This window comes from Aquisalibacillus elongatus, assembly GCF_003843875.1.
GTDB lineage: Bacteria > Bacillota > Bacilli > Bacillales > Alkalibacillaceae > Aquisalibacillus > Aquisalibacillus elongatus.
Genome location: NZ_RKRF01000012.1, coordinates 158917 through 174144, shown reverse-complemented (window position 1 = coordinate 174144; position 15228 = coordinate 158917). Strand labels below are relative to the sequence as shown.

At 36.7% G+C, this 15228-nt stretch carries 17 protein-coding genes and 1 pseudogene; 15 read left to right on the top strand and 3 right to left on the bottom strand.

The window, feature by feature from the left end; translation table 11 throughout:
- The first annotated feature begins 222 nt into the window (after nucleotides 1-222).
- The 8 genes and pseudogenes from EDC24_RS13095 to EDC24_RS13060 all read left to right on the top strand — a co-directional run bounded on the left by EDC24_RS13095 (nucleotide 223) and on the right by EDC24_RS13060 (nucleotide 5303).
- Nucleotides 223-578: pseudogene (locus EDC24_RS13095) on the top strand (cupin).
- 53 nt (nucleotides 579-631) lie between these two features.
- Complete coding sequence (locus tag EDC24_RS13090; RefSeq protein WP_124223355.1) at nucleotides 632-874, top strand: hypothetical protein; 243 nt, start codon at nucleotides 632-634, stop codon at nucleotides 872-874.
- Between the two features lie 171 nt (nucleotides 875-1045).
- Nucleotides 1046-1366 carry a YciI family protein gene (locus tag EDC24_RS13085; RefSeq protein ID WP_124223353.1) on the top strand — a complete coding sequence of 107 codons (321 nt, stop codon included), beginning with the start codon at nucleotides 1046-1048 and terminating at the stop codon, nucleotides 1364-1366.
- Nucleotides 1367-1583: 217 nt separating this feature from the next.
- The gene (locus EDC24_RS13080; RefSeq protein ID WP_124223351.1) at nucleotides 1584-1991 is read left to right on the top strand and encodes a DUF5367 family protein; all 408 of its coding nucleotides are present in this window, start codon (nucleotides 1584-1586) and stop codon (nucleotides 1989-1991) included.
- A 271-nt stretch (nucleotides 1992-2262) separates the two neighbouring features.
- The gene (locus EDC24_RS13075; RefSeq protein WP_170158589.1) at nucleotides 2263-2964 is read left to right on the top strand and encodes a nucleotidyltransferase domain-containing protein; all 702 of its coding nucleotides are present in this window, start codon (nucleotides 2263-2265) and stop codon (nucleotides 2962-2964) included.
- A gap of 298 nt (nucleotides 2965-3262) precedes the next feature.
- Complete coding sequence (locus EDC24_RS13070) at nucleotides 3263-3661, top strand: N-acetyltransferase (protein ID WP_170158588.1); 399 nt, start codon at nucleotides 3263-3265, stop codon at nucleotides 3659-3661.
- A gap of 21 nt (nucleotides 3662-3682) precedes the next feature.
- A complete protein-coding gene (locus EDC24_RS13065; RefSeq protein ID WP_124223345.1) occupies nucleotides 3683-4063 on the top strand; it encodes a VOC family protein in 381 nt (126 codons plus the stop codon).
- A gap of 304 nt (nucleotides 4064-4367) precedes the next feature.
- Entirely contained in the window at nucleotides 4368-5303 is a 936-nt protein-coding gene (locus EDC24_RS13060; RefSeq protein ID WP_245998175.1) for a phosphotransferase, read from the top strand.
- Nucleotides 5304-5342: 39 nt separating this feature from the next.
- Here the strand turns inward: EDC24_RS13060 and asnB are convergent, their stop codons facing one another.
- On the bottom strand, nucleotides 5343-7220 hold the full coding sequence (asnB, locus tag EDC24_RS13055) for an asparagine synthase (glutamine-hydrolyzing) (RefSeq protein ID WP_124223341.1): 1878 nt from the start codon (nucleotides 7218-7220) through the stop codon (nucleotides 5343-5345).
- A 175-nt stretch (nucleotides 7221-7395) separates the two neighbouring features.
- Here asnB and EDC24_RS13050 point away from each other — a divergent pair, with 175 nt between their 5' ends.
- The gene (locus tag EDC24_RS13050; RefSeq protein ID WP_124223339.1) at nucleotides 7396-7593 is read left to right on the top strand and encodes a DUF378 domain-containing protein; all 198 of its coding nucleotides are present in this window, start codon (nucleotides 7396-7398) and stop codon (nucleotides 7591-7593) included.
- A gap of 38 nt (nucleotides 7594-7631) precedes the next feature.
- Here EDC24_RS13050 and EDC24_RS13045 read toward each other — a convergent pair whose 3' ends face one another.
- Complete coding sequence (locus EDC24_RS13045; RefSeq protein WP_124223337.1) at nucleotides 7632-8732, bottom strand: hypothetical protein; 1101 nt, start codon at nucleotides 8730-8732, stop codon at nucleotides 7632-7634.
- Nucleotides 8733-9100: 368 nt separating this feature from the next.
- On the opposite strand from EDC24_RS13045, the gene sat reads away from it, so the two are divergent.
- From sat to EDC24_RS13020, 5 genes are read left to right on the top strand one after another with little or no spacing between them, the layout of a single operon-like run.
- A complete protein-coding gene (gene sat / locus EDC24_RS13040; RefSeq protein WP_124223335.1) occupies nucleotides 9101-10249 on the top strand; it encodes a sulfate adenylyltransferase in 1149 nt (382 codons plus the stop codon).
- Nucleotides 10242-10862: an adenylyl-sulfate kinase gene (gene cysC / locus EDC24_RS13035; protein ID WP_124223333.1), complete on the top strand. Its 621-nt coding sequence runs from the start codon at nucleotides 10242-10244 to the stop codon at nucleotides 10860-10862. Before sat ends, cysC begins: the two co-directional genes overlap by 8 nt.
- Before the next feature lie 3 nt (nucleotides 10863-10865).
- A complete protein-coding gene (locus EDC24_RS13030) occupies nucleotides 10866-11612 on the top strand; it encodes a sulfotransferase (protein WP_124223331.1) in 747 nt (248 codons plus the stop codon).
- 18 nt (nucleotides 11613-11630) lie between these two features.
- Nucleotides 11631-12308, top strand: a complete 678-nt coding sequence (locus tag EDC24_RS13025) for a galactosyltransferase-related protein (protein WP_124223329.1) — start codon at nucleotides 11631-11633, stop codon at nucleotides 12306-12308.
- Nucleotides 12309-12358: 50 nt separating this feature from the next.
- The gene (locus EDC24_RS13020; RefSeq protein WP_124223327.1) at nucleotides 12359-13645 is read left to right on the top strand and encodes a glycosyltransferase; all 1287 of its coding nucleotides are present in this window, start codon (nucleotides 12359-12361) and stop codon (nucleotides 13643-13645) included.
- A 57-nt stretch (nucleotides 13646-13702) separates the two neighbouring features.
- On the opposite strand, the gene EDC24_RS13015 is transcribed toward EDC24_RS13020, so the two are convergent.
- The gene (locus EDC24_RS13015) at nucleotides 13703-14527 is read right to left on the bottom strand and encodes a hypothetical protein (protein ID WP_124223325.1); all 825 of its coding nucleotides are present in this window, start codon (nucleotides 14525-14527) and stop codon (nucleotides 13703-13705) included.
- A 185-nt stretch (nucleotides 14528-14712) separates the two neighbouring features.
- On the opposite strand from EDC24_RS13015, the gene EDC24_RS13010 reads away from it, so the two are divergent.
- On the top strand, nucleotides 14713-15201 hold the full coding sequence (locus EDC24_RS13010; protein ID WP_170158587.1) for a CotY/CotZ family spore coat protein: 489 nt from the start codon (nucleotides 14713-14715) through the stop codon (nucleotides 15199-15201).
- Nucleotides 15202-15228 lie beyond the last annotated feature (27 nt).

Sequence of the window (15228 nt, the reverse complement as noted above, 5' to 3'; positions counted from 1 at the left end):
AATGATGCATCTCTAAAAGAATTATTATCAGAACTGTTTATTTTAGAAAATTTTGAAGTGGTGCCAAAAGACATAGTTGGCGGAAAATTTCACTTTCAATCAGTTATTTTAAGAAACAAATAGCGATCTATGTGAAAATATCGACTTAAATAAACTGGGGGCTTATGTATAGTAAGGTTTATTCACTTAATAATAAACTTAACTATTACCAGGGGGTGCATAATGAGGTTTTTTAAATTTAATAAAGATACTGGGAAAAAGATAACTGATTATTACTCAGATTTTATTATGTCCCGTATTATAAGAACGGAAAAAGATACTCAAATTGGTTGTATGCACTTAGAAGAAAACGGCGTTATTGGACATCATCAAGCAGTAGTACTCAACTTCTATTAATAATGAATGGGGAAGGTTATGTTCGGGGTGATAAAGAACAATACTTCAAAGTGCATTCAGGAGATGCTGTTTATTGGGAGAAAGGTGAATGGCACGAAACCAAAACTGATAAAGGATTAACCGCTATTGTCATTGAAAGCGAATCTTTAAATCCGTCATCATTAACGCCTTTAAATAAATAGATGTTGTTCAACTAAATGGGGCATTAGTGGAAGAAATAAAGGAGTTCATAAGTATGAATTACAGTTATAAGGAATTTATTGAAGCTTTAAATTTGGGAAGTGAAGTTCATTTTATTTATGGAGACGAGACTTATTATATAGGTCATGGAACAGGTCAATTTATGTTTTGGAAGTTCTATGATTCGTCAAGTGAAATTATAGGAGAAGACGTTGAAGATTTACTTAGAAAAGTTAAACTTGATGGGAAACAAATAAAAGAAGTATGGGACTTAATCAAGATTGATACCGTTTTCTGATTAGATATGGGCTGGATGATATTTAGTTGTTCAACTAACGGGTGGCAATAGTTGAATAAGCAAAACACGGATTTATCTAGTAATGTTCGAAAGGGTTGAAGAGAATTTTAAATAAAGGTATAATCAACGATAAGAACAAATGTTCCTATTTTGAGGGGGGGGAGATTTTTAATGCGGAAATATGTTGCAATATTAAAAGACAAAAAGAAAGGTGAGTTATCAAAGGATTTATTAAGCAGTCACGTAAACCATTTGCAAAACCTTGCCGAAGATGAAAAGCTCTTTATTAGCGGACCTTTTAATGATAATGAAACGGCTATGCAAATATTAATTTGTGACACGCTTGATGAAGCAAGAAATCTTGTTAAATCAGATCCATTTATCGAAGAGGGTTATTATGCTACATATGAAGTGAATGAGTTAATTGAAGCAAATGAGAATAATAATTGGTTAATGGATATACCTCAAACTAAAGAAAATTTAATCAATTAGAATAAGGTATTTCTATATTTTTAAACAACTATGAAATTAATACATTGAGGAAATATTATATAGTTAATGTATCCTTTATTTCACTAATGGGGAATGAATAAAAAACAGAGGTAACTAAGTTGTTCGCTTTTTATTACCTGAAAAAAACGGTGGAATATTAAATAAGATAAAAGTTAATCATTTTATGAAACAGTAAGGTTTAAGGGAGAGGGGAAATATGAAAGCACATCTTTTTACAGTCTTATGGGCATTTTTAATTTGGTTATTTGCTACACTCTTTTTTATGTTTATGGGTGAATACGTACTACATCCTCCCGGAACGGATGCATTTATTTACAGTATAATTCTGCTGACTGTAGGGACAGGAGCATTGTTGTTATTAATCACCTTAATGTATATGCAGTTTGATAAATCCGAAAATGCACCTTTAAAACTAGGGATAGTAGGTACAGTTATAGGTTTAACATTAGATTCATTCTCTTTGTCCTTTTATGGAGCAGTTTTCCCTAACCTGAAGCAATCTCAAGTCATCTCCTTTTCAGTTTGGATGTCTGCAGCATATGCCTTATACCTTCTAATTCCTATATTAATTAATAAGAAACGTGGACAAATGAGCTTCTTTTAATAAGACGATTATTAAGTTGATCGTTTTTTATTTTTTGATAAAATAGTTTCAATATTGTGACTATGGATTTAATGATATTAACAAAAGCAATATGAGGATACTGTGTTGATTATCTACATGTCTGGACCCCTGGTGATCGTTTTATTTTTTGTCAGTTAGAAAAGTATTTGAAGTGGAAAGAAAAATTCAGACAAATAGCCAAATGTTATTGAACTAAATGTGGCTAATCTTGAAGATAGTTATAAACTTCGAAATGGAAGGGGGTATAAACATGAGGCTATTACCAGAAAATGCTTCAATGAAGTTTGTAAATGAGAAATTTCCAACTTGTGATATAGCTTTATTAGCTGGTAGTGCTTCTAGGGGTGAAGATACTGAAACATCTGATTTAGATATTGTTATTATTGAAGATTCGCAAAGAAGTTACCGAGAAAGCTTCATATTATATGGGTGGAAAATTGAAGCGTTTATTCATAATTATAATTCTTATTTAAAACAATTTGAGATTGATCGAAGTAAAGCCCGACCAATTCTAGCTAACATGATTTTATACAGTAAAGTGTTGAAAGATAATGGAAAATTAAGCGACATAAGATTGATGGCAAAGGAATTCATTGAAAATGGACCTCCACCATTATCCGATGAGTTTATTAAAGCCTCACGGTATTTTATTTATGATCTACTTGATGATTTTGTAGATTCAAAAAACGATGAAGAAGCACTGTTAACCTTAAATAATATTTCATTACAATTATCTGATTTTATACTTCGATTAAATGGTCAATGGTCTGGTAGAGGGAAAGGTCTTGCAAGGGCGTTAAAGGAGTTTGACGAAAAATTGTATTATCAATTTTTTGATGTCCTTAATAGCTACTATAAATTTGGAAAGAAACAGCCTTTTATTGATTTTGTATATGATATTTACAAACCATTAGGAGGTGCATTATTTGATGGTTATAAGCAAAATATCTGATATCACTTATTCAAGTAAGGGGAAGAATTAAATAAGGAACTTTTCTTATTTATCCACTGACGGGAATTACCTGATGGCTTTTGTGGTATAGGTTTGTCACTTTCTTAAAATAACTATTCCCTATATTGACCAAGAAGTAAGTGAATTGTAAGTTTAAGGCCAACCGATAAGGCTTAAAACAGTGCAGTGAGTGGAAAACCTACCTATGTATAGAATGTTAAGATATAACAAGAACATATGTTCTTGTTTGTGGGAGTGAGTAACAATACTAAACTGTGAAGATAATTCTATAAAAATCATGCTTGCAGTGCCCTCAGATACAAACGAGGTACTTAAATTCTTTGATGATAACTTAGATAATTATAGTGATAGTATCTATAATCAGGAATTTGTATGTCCTGATGGAGTTAAAGCTGCAATTAGGAGAAAACAAATGTTAATTGCTAAAAAAGGAGATTATGTAGTCGGTGCGCTTAGATTTTACAGAAAAAAAACAGACAATAGTATATCACTTTACCAATTTGCTATATGCAGAACTCATAGAAAGCAAGGGTTGTTAAAGAAGATGCTTTTCAAAATCAATACAGGTCCAGTTCGTGTTAAATGTCCTAAGCATTCATCAATAAATCATTATTTTAAAAAAACAGGCTGGTCATTGAATGAAACAGCTGGTGAGCTAAATTGCTGGCAATTATAATATGCGAAAAGGGGAAATTAGATGACTTCAAATATTAAAGGAAATATAAAATTAATACAGGCTGTGTCACTTTTCACACCGGACTTAGAAGCGTCTGTTGATTTTTACAAAAATACGTTTGGTGCTAATGAATTGTTTCGTTCTAAACAAACGGATGGTTCTAATATGGTAGGTCTATCTTTTGCTGAAGGGAAAACTGAGTTTGTTTTACATGATAGTGAAAATTTAAAAGAACCAGATATTGAGGTTTTGGTTGAAGATGTGAGGGAATTCTATAATACTCATAAATATAATGAAAACATTGATTGGATTCAAACACCAATTGAAAAACCATTTGGAGGACACCTTGCTGTTATGCGCACAATAGCAGATGATATCGTATTAATAATTGTAGGATCATAATTAAAATCATTTGTAATATTATATAGCAGATTGTTAAACAAACAGAGGATAGTTTAATAAGCAAAGTTTGCGTTGATCAACTAAAGGGACAGTAGAGTTTAATAAGGGGTTAGTTTTGTGCAAGGGTATAATGTTTTGATGATTTACAACAAAGATATGAATCAAATGTTGGTGAAGAACTTCTAAAATTAGGAGTTCTATTTTTAAAATTAAACCAACATAAAATATAATAAGTCCTAGAAATTTTGGAGTAATCCTTAATAAATGGTATAATATAACTTGCGGAATTTTCTGTTATATTGTCTTGAAAGGATTTACTATGAATAGTCGATACATCATTAATCAATTCGGATTTAACGTAGAAGAAGATCAGGAAAGTATATACCCATTTTCGCCTGTTTACAGAGTTGGCGAAGTGATCATCAAAAGAACACAGTCACCCTTGGTTCAAGCTCATCGGCTTGTGGAATACTTGAACCATCTAAAAGAAAGTGGGGTTCAGGTGGTGACGCCTGTAGATTTAGAAGGGAGTAATCCTGTCGAATTGGGTGAAGACTGTTATATATGTTATCCATTTATTGAGGGTGACGTTTACCGTGGTCATGTTGATCAAATTAGACAGGCCGGGGAGTTACTGGGGCACATCCACTCCTTATCTTCTGGTGATAATACATATGGTTTAGAAGAGTATGATGTGTTTGATTTTTACCACCACGAAGTTGATGACCATATCGAGAAAATTGGTCAGTTCGTAGATACTTATCAAGTGGATATTGATATTGATTTACTAAATGATATATTTCACCGGTCAGTTGATCAACAGGAAGAGCTGCAGAAGGCGCCATTGACCTGGGTTGAAACGCCTCATGATTATAAGGCGAATAATTTAATCTTCAAGGAGAAGCCATTTCTGATTGATCCAGATAATGCTCAACGGATTCCAAGAGTATTTGATTTAGCTCTTGCTTTACTATTGTTCCACAATGAAATGTCGACTGCACCTCATAGAACCTTTACACCTCAAGAATGGCAGGTTTTCTTAGAGGGATATCAAAAGTATCAAACATTTACTGAGCAAGAGGTATTGTGTTGGGAAGATGCTGTGAATCATGTGTTCTTAGATGATGTGATGTGGTTATTGGCAGAAGAGGATGAAGACTGGGAGAGGCAAGAGCAACGAGATCTGTTTGTTAGTATCGCAACATTGATTTCTAATTTAGATCATTACACACTAAAATAAATAAAAACCTCGATTACTTAGATGTAATCGAGGTAATTTTTAATTTACAGGAACCTTATCTTTTATGGTTGTATACTTTTCATCATATGTTTCGGGTTCCTTAAAGTACTTTTTGTACCAGACTAAGAACATAAAAATCGTCCATATTTTTCTGGCGTTATTCTTTTGACCTTCGTAGTGTTCGTCTAATAGCTTCATTAAGTCTTTCTGATTAAAGAATTGTTTTGTATAGTCATCCATGAAGTAAGACTTGATTTTTTCATAGTATGGTTCGTGTTTGATCCAATTTCTAATCGGAACAGGGAAGCCGATTTTCTTACGGTTAGCTGATTCCTCAGGTAGTGCCTTTTTTGATGCTACTCTTAAGGCATATTTTGTATCTTTCTCATTAACCCGGTATTCAGATTTAATCTTCGATGCGACTTCCATGACTTGTTTGTCTAAGAATGGAACTCTGAGCTCCAATGAATGAGCCATGCTCATTTTATCTGCTTTTAACAAAATGTCATTGACTAACCATAAGTGTAAATCTAAATGCTGCATCTTGGTTAAATCATCATAATGTTGGGCCTCTTTATAATAAGGGCTCACAATATCTTTGACGGTTGGTGCTAATTGATAATCGTCGTTTAAGAGGTCGGTTGCTTCATCTTCAGAAAAGATCTTAGCCTGACCGATAAACCATTCATCAGCCGGTAATCCGCCTCTGATTAAGAAGTTTTTCCCTTTCATGTCGGGAAGTTTTTGAGCCATCTTACCTAATGGTTGACGGAACCATTTCGGAAGCTTTTTATACTTCCTTAATGGGGGAGTGGTTTCATACTCAGCGTATCCGCCAAATAATTCGTCTGCTCCTTCACCTGATAACACAACTGTTACATCACGGCTTGCTAATTCAGATAAGAAATACAGTGGAATAATCGAAGGATTTGAATGAGGTTCATCCATTATATATTGAATATCTTCTAATTTATCGAAACACTGATCCGAATCTAACACTTCATTAATATTTTCAATACCCAGATGATCTGATAACGTCTTAGCATTATCAATTTCGGAAAAATGTCGATCGCTAAAACCAACGGTAAAAGTCTTATTTGGCTTTAAAACGGATGCAACATAACTTGAGTCAACTCCACTTGATAAGAAAGATCCCACTTTGACATCACTAATGCGATGAGCGTTTACGGATTCTTTTATCGTGTGATCAACATCTTGCACGATTTTTTCAAAAGACTCATCAGTTGAATTAAATTCAGGCGTCCAATAACGTTTAACATCCAGCTTACCATCTTGAAACACAAGGTAATGCGCAGCAGGCAGTTTATAGACCCCTTTGAAAAATGTTTCATTTAATACTGGAAACTGGAATGTTAGGTATGGTTTTAAAGCCCTTTTGTTTAATTCCTTTTTAAAATGTGGATGTGGTAGAAAACTTTTTATTTCAGAACCAAATAAAAACGTCTCAGTCATTTGGCTATAATAGAATGGTTTAATACCAAACATGTCTCGTGCTGCGAAAAGTTTTTGGTTATTTTTATCCCAAATGACAAAGGCAAACATACCGCGTAATCTTTCAACAATCGCTTCACCATACTCTTCATAACCGTGAATAAGTACTTCACTATCTGTGTTCGTTTGAAATATATGTCCATTTTTTAATAAATCACCTTTTAATTCTTGGAAATTATATATTTCACCATTAAAAACTAATACGACTGATTGGTCTTCATTATATAAAGGCTGGCTTCCATGTTCTAGATCAATGATGCTTAAACGTCTGAAACCTAGTGCGACATCACCTTCAATAAAACTTCCATACGAATCAGGCCCACGGTGGACGATTTGGTCCATCATGTTTTTCAACACGTCTTTGCTGTTCTCAGTTTGACCAATAAATCCTGTAAATCCACACATAACCAAAAACTCCACTTCTAAAAATTTTGGCTCCACATTAACAACGTATGGTCAATTCAATTGTTGCAGTATAACTTATTGGAATTAAAAACAGACTATTGGTGATGAATAATTTTATAAAATTGGCGTAACATACTACTAAAAGTAATGAATACTTTTAGAAGGATGGTGCTTAATGAGAGGATTAGATACAGTTGCGCTATTATTAGTAATTATAGGTGGGCTAAATTGGTTGCTCATTGGTTTGTTTCAATGGGATTTAGTTGCGTCTATATTTGGAGGACAAGACTCGGCCTTATCGAGAATTATTTATTCACTCGTTGGAATTGCAGCTTTATATGCTTTAACCTTTTTTGCAAAGTTCGAGGACTAAAAATAGACCCGTTCATAAGTGGACGGGTCTATCGTTTGTTATGGTAGTTCAATTTTTCGGATACAAACTTTAATAACATCTTTTTCGATTAACTTCCAGTGGACCTGTGCTGTTTCATTATTTGTCGTTTCGATTGTACCTCTATTTTGCAGTCGAGGTGTGCCTTCGCAAAGAACAGCATAGCCAACTACTTCGAATGGATCATCCTCATTCGCATCATCGCGGTCGATGAAGCATTGGAATGGTTCTTCATCATAAATGGTGTTCTCACGGAACATGCCTAATTCTTCATCGAACATCGTATACGTGATTTCCTTCGTTACTTTTCCACAGACAATGACTTTCTCAGGACAAACATCTTCAATCGTTGGTGCTTCAGAGAAATAAATTCTTGTTGAGACACCGTCAGCCGTTAGCGCAGGTGGAACTAATTGCGTTTTGAATTCAACAATGACTTGGCAACAAGTCTGCGGGTTTGGAATAGGACAGACTGTTGTTGTGCTCGATGTTGAAGTTGTCGAAGTCGTCGACGTACTTGTCGTTGTCGTACTAGTTGTCGAAGTGGTAGAGGTAGTGCTAGTCGTACTGGACGATGTCGTACTTGTCGACGATGTTGAGCTCGTAGTTGACGTTGTACTCGTAGTTGATGAAGTCGTAGTCGTCGTTGTCATAGGTGGTGTACATGATGGACCAGGGATCGTTTCATCTCCGATATCAGCTTCCTGCCCAGCCTTACCGCTAACTTCAACACATCCTAAAAATAATGGTTGTTCCAGATCAATAAACGTCACACAAAAAGTCACCGGTAAGTTATCTCGGTCGAGGTCACCAAAGTTTTCGAACTTTATACCGGCTACTTCGCCAGTTGGTGGTGTTCTGACCACATCACAATCAACTTCCTCACCAGTTGAAAGCGTACAAATGATATTATCCTCGGTTAAATTAAGGAAAAACTCCGGAGGACAATCAATACCGACTGTAAAGTGACTTAAATCCTGTGGGTTCCCAACAACATCGACATCATAACAAAACCTATTGTTCACGGGGTCTGAAGCCATAGCGTTATAGGTAACACTCCAGCCATTAACTGCTTGGTTATTAGGGAAAAACAAGGTCGTTGAATTAGATTCACAAGCCATAACCTTCACTCTCCTTTCTTATAAACTCCTAATTAAAATATTAAAATTTATAAAATTTGTTTGGACACCTGATAAGTAAATTCTTGTTTTATAGAAAAGATTAAATGATTTTTATAATCAGTAATATGCCACTTATGAAAACGAATGTCATGATGAGTGTTTTGATCAATTGGGCATACACTTTCACAGTCAAACGACTCCCGATGATGGCTAGCCGCCTCCTACCCCTGTCATTCCTACAAGAATCCCTACTATTAATCCAAATAAATTTAATTCTATATTCAATAAATCACCTCAAGTGTCTAGTCATGTTTATAGCCATGTTCATAGGATGATTAAAAGAGAATGACGAGAGAGGTGTTTGATTTATGGCAATAACGGCACATGGAGGCCAGTTAATTAATAGATTTAGGTCTGACGATGACTTAGATAGTATAAAAACAGAAATTATCATAGACTTATTTACACTGTTCGACTTAGAGTGCCTTGCAATAGGAGCGTTTAGTCCACTTAAAGGATTTATGACTGAACAAGATTACCAGAGTGTAATTCATCGTATGAGATTGCATAACGGATTGCTTTGGCCGATACCTATTACACTATCTATTTCGAAAGATGACGTGCCCAATGTTTTAAGCTCAGAAAAAGTGAAACTCGTCTATGACCAAACTGTATTTGGCGTTATGGAGGTTAGCGACGTTTTTGAAGCGGATTTACCAAAAGAGGCAGAGTTAGTTTATGGAACGACTGATTTAAGCCATCCTGGTGTGAAAAGATTATTTAAGGAATCGCCTATTTATGTGGGTGGGAACATCACGATGGTTAAACGCCCACCACGAATAATCGATGAAAAATACTACGTAGACCCAATTGATACACGTATGGAATTGGACCGACGGAATTGGAGACGAATTGTCGGCTTTCAAACTCGAAACCCTATTCACCGTGCTCATGAGTATATTCAAAAATCAGCCCTTGAAAGCATGGATGGGTTGTTCATTCATCCGCTTGTTGGAGAGACGAAACAAGATGACCTTCCACCAGCTATCCGCATGAAAAGTTATGAAGTGTTAGTTAATCAATTTTATTCTAAAAACCATACCATCCTCCAAGCTTACCCAGCCAATATGCGTTACGCAGGACCTCGTGAAGCTGTGTTTCATGCGATTGTTAGACAGAATTATGGTTGCACTCATTTTATCGTCGGAAGAGATCACGCTGGTGTTGGTGACTATTATGGGACTTATGATTCGCAAAAAATCTTTGAGCAGCTCCATCCAGATGACCTAGAAATCAAGCCTTTATTTTTCGAACATAGCTTTTACTGTAAAAAATGCCAAACTGTAGCTTCTATTAAGACATGTCCGCATGAGATGGAAGATCGGTTGGTTCTATCAGGTACGAAAGTAAGAGAAATGTTACGAAAAGGCATTTTTCCTCCGTCAGAATTCAGTCGACAAGAAGTGATTGAAATACTGATTAATGGGCTGACAGAGGAGGGCCAATCCAATGGGTGAACCGAATAATTTATACAAGCAACAAACGTCGGTGAACCGAGAGAAGCGTGAGCTCATGTTGGGTCAACGAGGTTGTGTTTTGTGGTTGACGGGTTTATCAGGATCTGGAAAGTCTACCATTGCCAATCGAGTTGAAGAAATACTTCATTCCCGAGGAGTTCTGACCTATTTACTAGATGGTGACAATGTCAGGCTTGGTTTAAACAAAGATTTAGGTTTTAGTGCTAAGGATCGACAAGAGAATATTCGTAGAATCGGGGAAGTATCGCGATTATTTGTTGATAGTGGGTTGATTGTGCTTACTTCATTCATTTCGCCATATGAAGAAGATCGGCAAAGTGTAAGAAGGATTTTTAATGATGGTGAATTTATCGAAATCTATATCCGTTGTGATTTAGCTGTTTGTGAACAACGCGACCCGAAAGGCTTATACCAAAAAGCGCGAAATGGTGAGATTAAAAATTTCACCGGGATTGATGCGCCTTATCAACCTCCGATCACCCCAGAGATAACAGTTGATACAGCAAAGTTAACAGTCGAAGAATGCGCGAATAAAATCATTGAATATCTAGTTGAACACCAGTTTATATCACGAAACAAATGGAGGGATTAGTAAATGGACTTAATCATATTATCTGCGACGCACCGATCAGGTTCTACCTTATTACAACGAATATTTAACGCGAGGAAAGAAACGCTTATTTGGGGCGAACAAAACGGCTTGTTGAATCATTATCAACATCTTTATAAAAATCTCGTTTTTTATACGAATACCCACCAAGGGCAGCGAGAAAAATTTTTCAATAGAGGCGAGGATCCAAATGTGTGGATTGCATGCATGACGCCTGAAAAAACCTATATAGATTATGCTGTTACAGAGTCCTTGAAAGTTTTATTTGACCATTTATACGAACAGAACCGTGAAGGGCATGACATCATTGGTTTTAAAGAAGTACGTTATGGCGAAGAGGAAATCAATTTGCTTAGGAAGTGTTACCCGGAAGCTAAGTTAGTGCTACTAGTCAGAACCCCTGTTGACGTGTGGAAAAGCATGAATGGCACAGGGCTTGCTGGAAATGTTCATCATTTTATAAATAAATGGAATAAACACGCCGCTTATTATTTGAAATTAGCCAATTCAGATCCGAATGCTTATTTAGTTAAGTATGAAGATCTTGTCAATCAGAAGCAGGAAACGTTGGAAATGATTTCGGAAGTTGGATTTCTATCAATAGATGACATTCAATCAGTCATCTCTAAAAAAATCTCGACAACTTCTAAGTCTATCAATGAGCAAACGGCGAGACTCATTACGAATAAATGTGCACAAGTGATGAGGCAATATGGTTATTTAAGGATGTAAAGAAAGAAGGTGAATGATATGAAAGACGTCTCAATCATATTACCGATTAGTTTGACTGATGAGGTAAGGAAGCGGGCTTTTAACTGGGTGAGGCAATATTATGAACATATCTTTCCAGATGTGGACATTTGCATCGGGATCAATAACGAGAGGCCTTTTTCTAAGGCAAAGGTTATTAATGAAGCTGTTCGTGAATCAAAAGGGGAAATTTTAGTCATCGCGGATGCCGATATATTTTATGATCCAACTCTATTAACGGAATCTATTAAGCAATTAGAACATCACGCTTGGGTGATTCCTTTTAATAGAGTGTTAAATATTTCAAAGCGCAGCACAGATCGTCTTCTAAGTGAAGAACCTACCTGGCCAATCCCGATCGAAATAGAAACAAAACAGAGAAAGTTCGGGCATCAAGCACGAGGTGGGGTCAATATAGTACCACGGGAACATTTTGAGATGGTCGAAGGATTCGATGAGAGGTTTATTGGATGGGGTGGCGAGGATGATGCCTTTGCCATGTCACTAAACCAAGTTTGTGGATCTGTGAAAAGATTAAATGGAACGTTATATCATTTTTGGCATTCCCGAAATAATGCTGGTTACTACAAAAACAATCGAGAGATCTTAAAGCACTATTTTGCTGGGAAAGAGTCTATTTTAAAACAAATTGAATTGAGAAGAGAGAATAAACGGTAACCATCATATAATAATGTAACACTTGAATGTCTGGTTAAAGGAGTTTTGTTATGAAAGTTGCACTTCTAACGATGTTTAATGGATTAGATTCAACTTATTCGTTAGTTAACGTGGTGGCTGAGCAGATTCGCATGATGTTAAATGATGATGTAAAGCCCATCATGTTGGTGAGTGAAAATTGTCCGATCGACCAAAGGGAAGGGATTTTTCGTGATCCTCGGATTGAATGGCGAAAGGTGACGAATCAGAGAAATGGAACACAAATTCATTGGAAAGATTATTCGAACCCGGAAGCCACAGTTCATGATACGTTTTCTGCAGAAGCGGATGTCGTTGCTAAAAGTTTAATTCAACATTTATCAGATGTGGATGCTTGTATCATGCATGATATTCACTATCAAGGGTGGCACCTACTTCACAATGTGGCTGTTAGAAAAGCCCAGAAGAGTCTTCCTCACATAAGATTCCTAGCTTTTACCCATTCTGCTCCTGCTAATAGACCGCAACACGTTGAGTGGCCGTTATCAGCTCGATACACCTCCATGCCAAATACAAAGTATATTTACCCGACAAAGTCTGGACTTCCCGCGCTTGCTAAGCAATATAATGTGTCTTTAAATGATTGTTTTGCTGTGAATAATAGCCTTGATCTCATGAATTATGCAAGTGAAGAGGTGCGGTCTTTATCTCGTGATATTGACTTACTTTCTCCCGACTATTTAGTGATCTATCCTGGCCGACTTACAACGGGGAAAAAATTCGAGAAAGTCGCATCACTTTGTGGGGCCATTAAGAAAACAAAAGGGGATCATATTCAGGTTATCTTTTGTGATTTTCCAAGTGCCGATATTGATTCTGAAACCTATAAATCTTTCATTCGATTTGAAGGTGAGACTCATGGGTTAGACAAAAAGGATATTTGTTTTACATCGGATTTGGAGCCTTTTAAAAACGGGTTTCCTAGAAGAGGTGTTTTAGAATTATTTACCTTTTCAAATCTATTTATCTGCCCGTCCTATTCAGAATCATTTGGATTAACGGTGTTAGAAGCGGCAAGCAAGGGGAATTTTTTAGTATTGAATGAAAGAGTTCCTGCATTAGAAGAACTAGGGCAGAATCTGAATGCGTACTTTATGAAATGGGACGCTAGAAATTTTGGATTTGATACACATGAAGAGTACCATCCTTCTGAGGAGGCTTATCTACAAGAACACGCCCAAAACATCTCGCATTTGATGCGGGAGAACGTCGTATTGAATGCGAAAACGATAGCTAGAAATAGATACAGTCCTGATTGGGTTTGGCGCAATCAGTTGAAGCCACTGTTAAATTCATAGATTATTGAATAAGTGCACATACCACACCCCTTAGCATTTTACGGGCGTGTGGTATGTTTATTTTTTAACCTTTTCTATACAAATTTTAATGACTTCTTTTTCGATTAAACGAAAAGCTAATCGTTCACCAGTGTTAGAATCAGTTGAAAAATTGGCCTCTGTTTCCTCAACGTCACAAATTATTTCAGAGATGACAATCTTATAATTGTGATTAGCTCTAATATCAACCCTATCAATGATACAAGTAAAAGGAACTTCATCAATTACCTTTGCATCAACGACTGCACCCTTTGCATCAAGTGTTTGATAGTTAATTTGTTTACTTAATAATCCACAAACGACAACGACCTCATCGCAAATCTTTTGAATATTAGACGTTATGTTTTTAGTGACAGACGTACTGCCAACAATCGCAGGTGGGATTAGTTGGGTTGAATGTTCTAATAGAAAACGGCAGCACAGATCTTTATCTCCGGGCGGTCCTGGGGGTCCGGGCGGCCCAGGCGGCCCAGGTGGTCCAGATGGTCCTTGATCTCCCTTGGGCCCGGTTGGACCTGGTTCTCCTATTGGTCCTTGAGGTCCGGGCGGTCCAGGTGGCCCGGATGGTCCTTGATCTCCCTTGGACCCGGGTGGGCCTGGTTCTCCTATTGGTCCTTGAGGTCCGGGTGGTCCAGATGGTCCTTGATCTCCCTTGGGCCCGGTTGGACCTGGCTCTCCTATTGGTCCTTGAGGTCCAGGTGGTCCAAATGGTCCTTGTTTCCCTTTCGGTCCAGGTGGGCCTTCTGGTCCCTGAGGTCCTTGAGGGCCAGGCGCACCTATTTTCCCTCGCTTGCCAGGCGGTCCGACACAGCAGCATTGTTTATGACCACATTTTTGGCACATGCTCTCACCTCATACTCATACATGTTTTTTTATATTGTATGTATGGATAACCGTTAAGGTAAGTCATTTAGAAAAATTCCACATTTGCCCTAATTATAAGAACCAAGACAATAACCTAACACATGCGATTATGGAATTTAATATGTTATCAATAAGAGATGTTAATTTGGAGAGGGATGAGATCCATGGTTTACGAAGAAGAACAAAAGGAGGGACACTCCAAGAAGGATCAGCACCATGACGGTGAGGGTTGTAAGTGTGTCAGTTGTGTCTGTGAAGTTTTAGATGATTTATTAAAACAGCAACAAAGGCATGGAGAAGATCATTGTGTTCAATCATTAAAGTCGCCAAAAAAACACTTTGATGTTATACCTTTTATGTTACAAACGCCTTATGGTCATCCTTTTTTCACATTTGGAAAAGTTGGAAGTAAGCATTGTTTTATTACAGTATTCTTTAAAGTTGTAAAAGTGGACTGTCATAAGAACTGTGCGGTGTTAGAACTATTGAAACCTGATAGGCCAATTTTTGATCACGAGACAGATTGTGTTGAAATAGATAAAATTTGTGATGTTAAAGAGTTGAGACGAACAGGTGAATGTGTGTTTGTTGACCTAAGTTGCTATAGCGCAGTGAAACTCATCTCACCTGAGTTGGTGAAAACTAAAACATAACATGAATTCGGCAGTAGAGATTAAGAA

What these genes read in the sequence shown, in the direction of transcription:
- EDC24_RS13090 (WP_124223355.1), top strand. Translation starts at nt 632, where the DNA reads ATGAATTACAGTTATAAGGAATTTATTGAAGCTTTAAATTTGGGAAGT.
- EDC24_RS13085 (WP_124223353.1), top strand. Translation starts at nt 1,046, where the DNA reads ATGCGGAAATATGTTGCAATATTAAAAGACAAAAAGAAAGGTGAGTTA.
- EDC24_RS13080 (WP_124223351.1), top strand. Translation starts at nt 1,584, where the DNA reads ATGAAAGCACATCTTTTTACAGTCTTATGGGCATTTTTAATTTGGTTA.
- EDC24_RS13075 (WP_170158589.1), top strand. Translation starts at nt 2,263, where the DNA reads ATGAGGCTATTACCAGAAAATGCTTCAATGAAGTTTGTAAATGAGAAA.
- EDC24_RS13070 (WP_170158588.1), top strand. Translation starts at nt 3,263, where the DNA reads ATGCTTGCAGTGCCCTCAGATACAAACGAGGTACTTAAATTCTTTGAT.
- EDC24_RS13065 (WP_124223345.1), top strand. Translation starts at nt 3,683, where the DNA reads ATGACTTCAAATATTAAAGGAAATATAAAATTAATACAGGCTGTGTCA.
- asnB (WP_124223341.1), bottom strand. Translation starts at nt 7,220, where the DNA reads ATGTGTGGATTTACAGGATTTATTGGTCAAACTGAGAACAGCAAAGAC.
- EDC24_RS13050 (WP_124223339.1), top strand. Translation starts at nt 7,396, where the DNA reads ATGAGAGGATTAGATACAGTTGCGCTATTATTAGTAATTATAGGTGGG.
- EDC24_RS13045 (WP_124223337.1), bottom strand. Translation starts at nt 8,732, where the DNA reads ATGGCTTGTGAATCTAATTCAACGACCTTGTTTTTCCCTAATAACCAA.
- sat (WP_124223335.1), top strand. Translation starts at nt 9,101, where the DNA reads ATGGCAATAACGGCACATGGAGGCCAGTTAATTAATAGATTTAGGTCT.
- cysC (WP_124223333.1), top strand. Translation starts at nt 10,242, where the DNA reads ATGGGTGAACCGAATAATTTATACAAGCAACAAACGTCGGTGAACCGA.
- EDC24_RS13030 (WP_124223331.1), top strand. Translation starts at nt 10,866, where the DNA reads ATGGACTTAATCATATTATCTGCGACGCACCGATCAGGTTCTACCTTA.
- EDC24_RS13025 (WP_124223329.1), top strand. Translation starts at nt 11,631, where the DNA reads ATGAAAGACGTCTCAATCATATTACCGATTAGTTTGACTGATGAGGTA.
- EDC24_RS13020 (WP_124223327.1), top strand. Translation starts at nt 12,359, where the DNA reads ATGAAAGTTGCACTTCTAACGATGTTTAATGGATTAGATTCAACTTAT.
- EDC24_RS13015 (WP_124223325.1), bottom strand. Translation starts at nt 14,527, where the DNA reads ATGTGCCAAAAATGTGGTCATAAACAATGCTGCTGTGTCGGACCGCCT.
- EDC24_RS13010 (WP_170158587.1), top strand. Translation starts at nt 14,713, where the DNA reads ATGGTTTACGAAGAAGAACAAAAGGAGGGACACTCCAAGAAGGATCAG.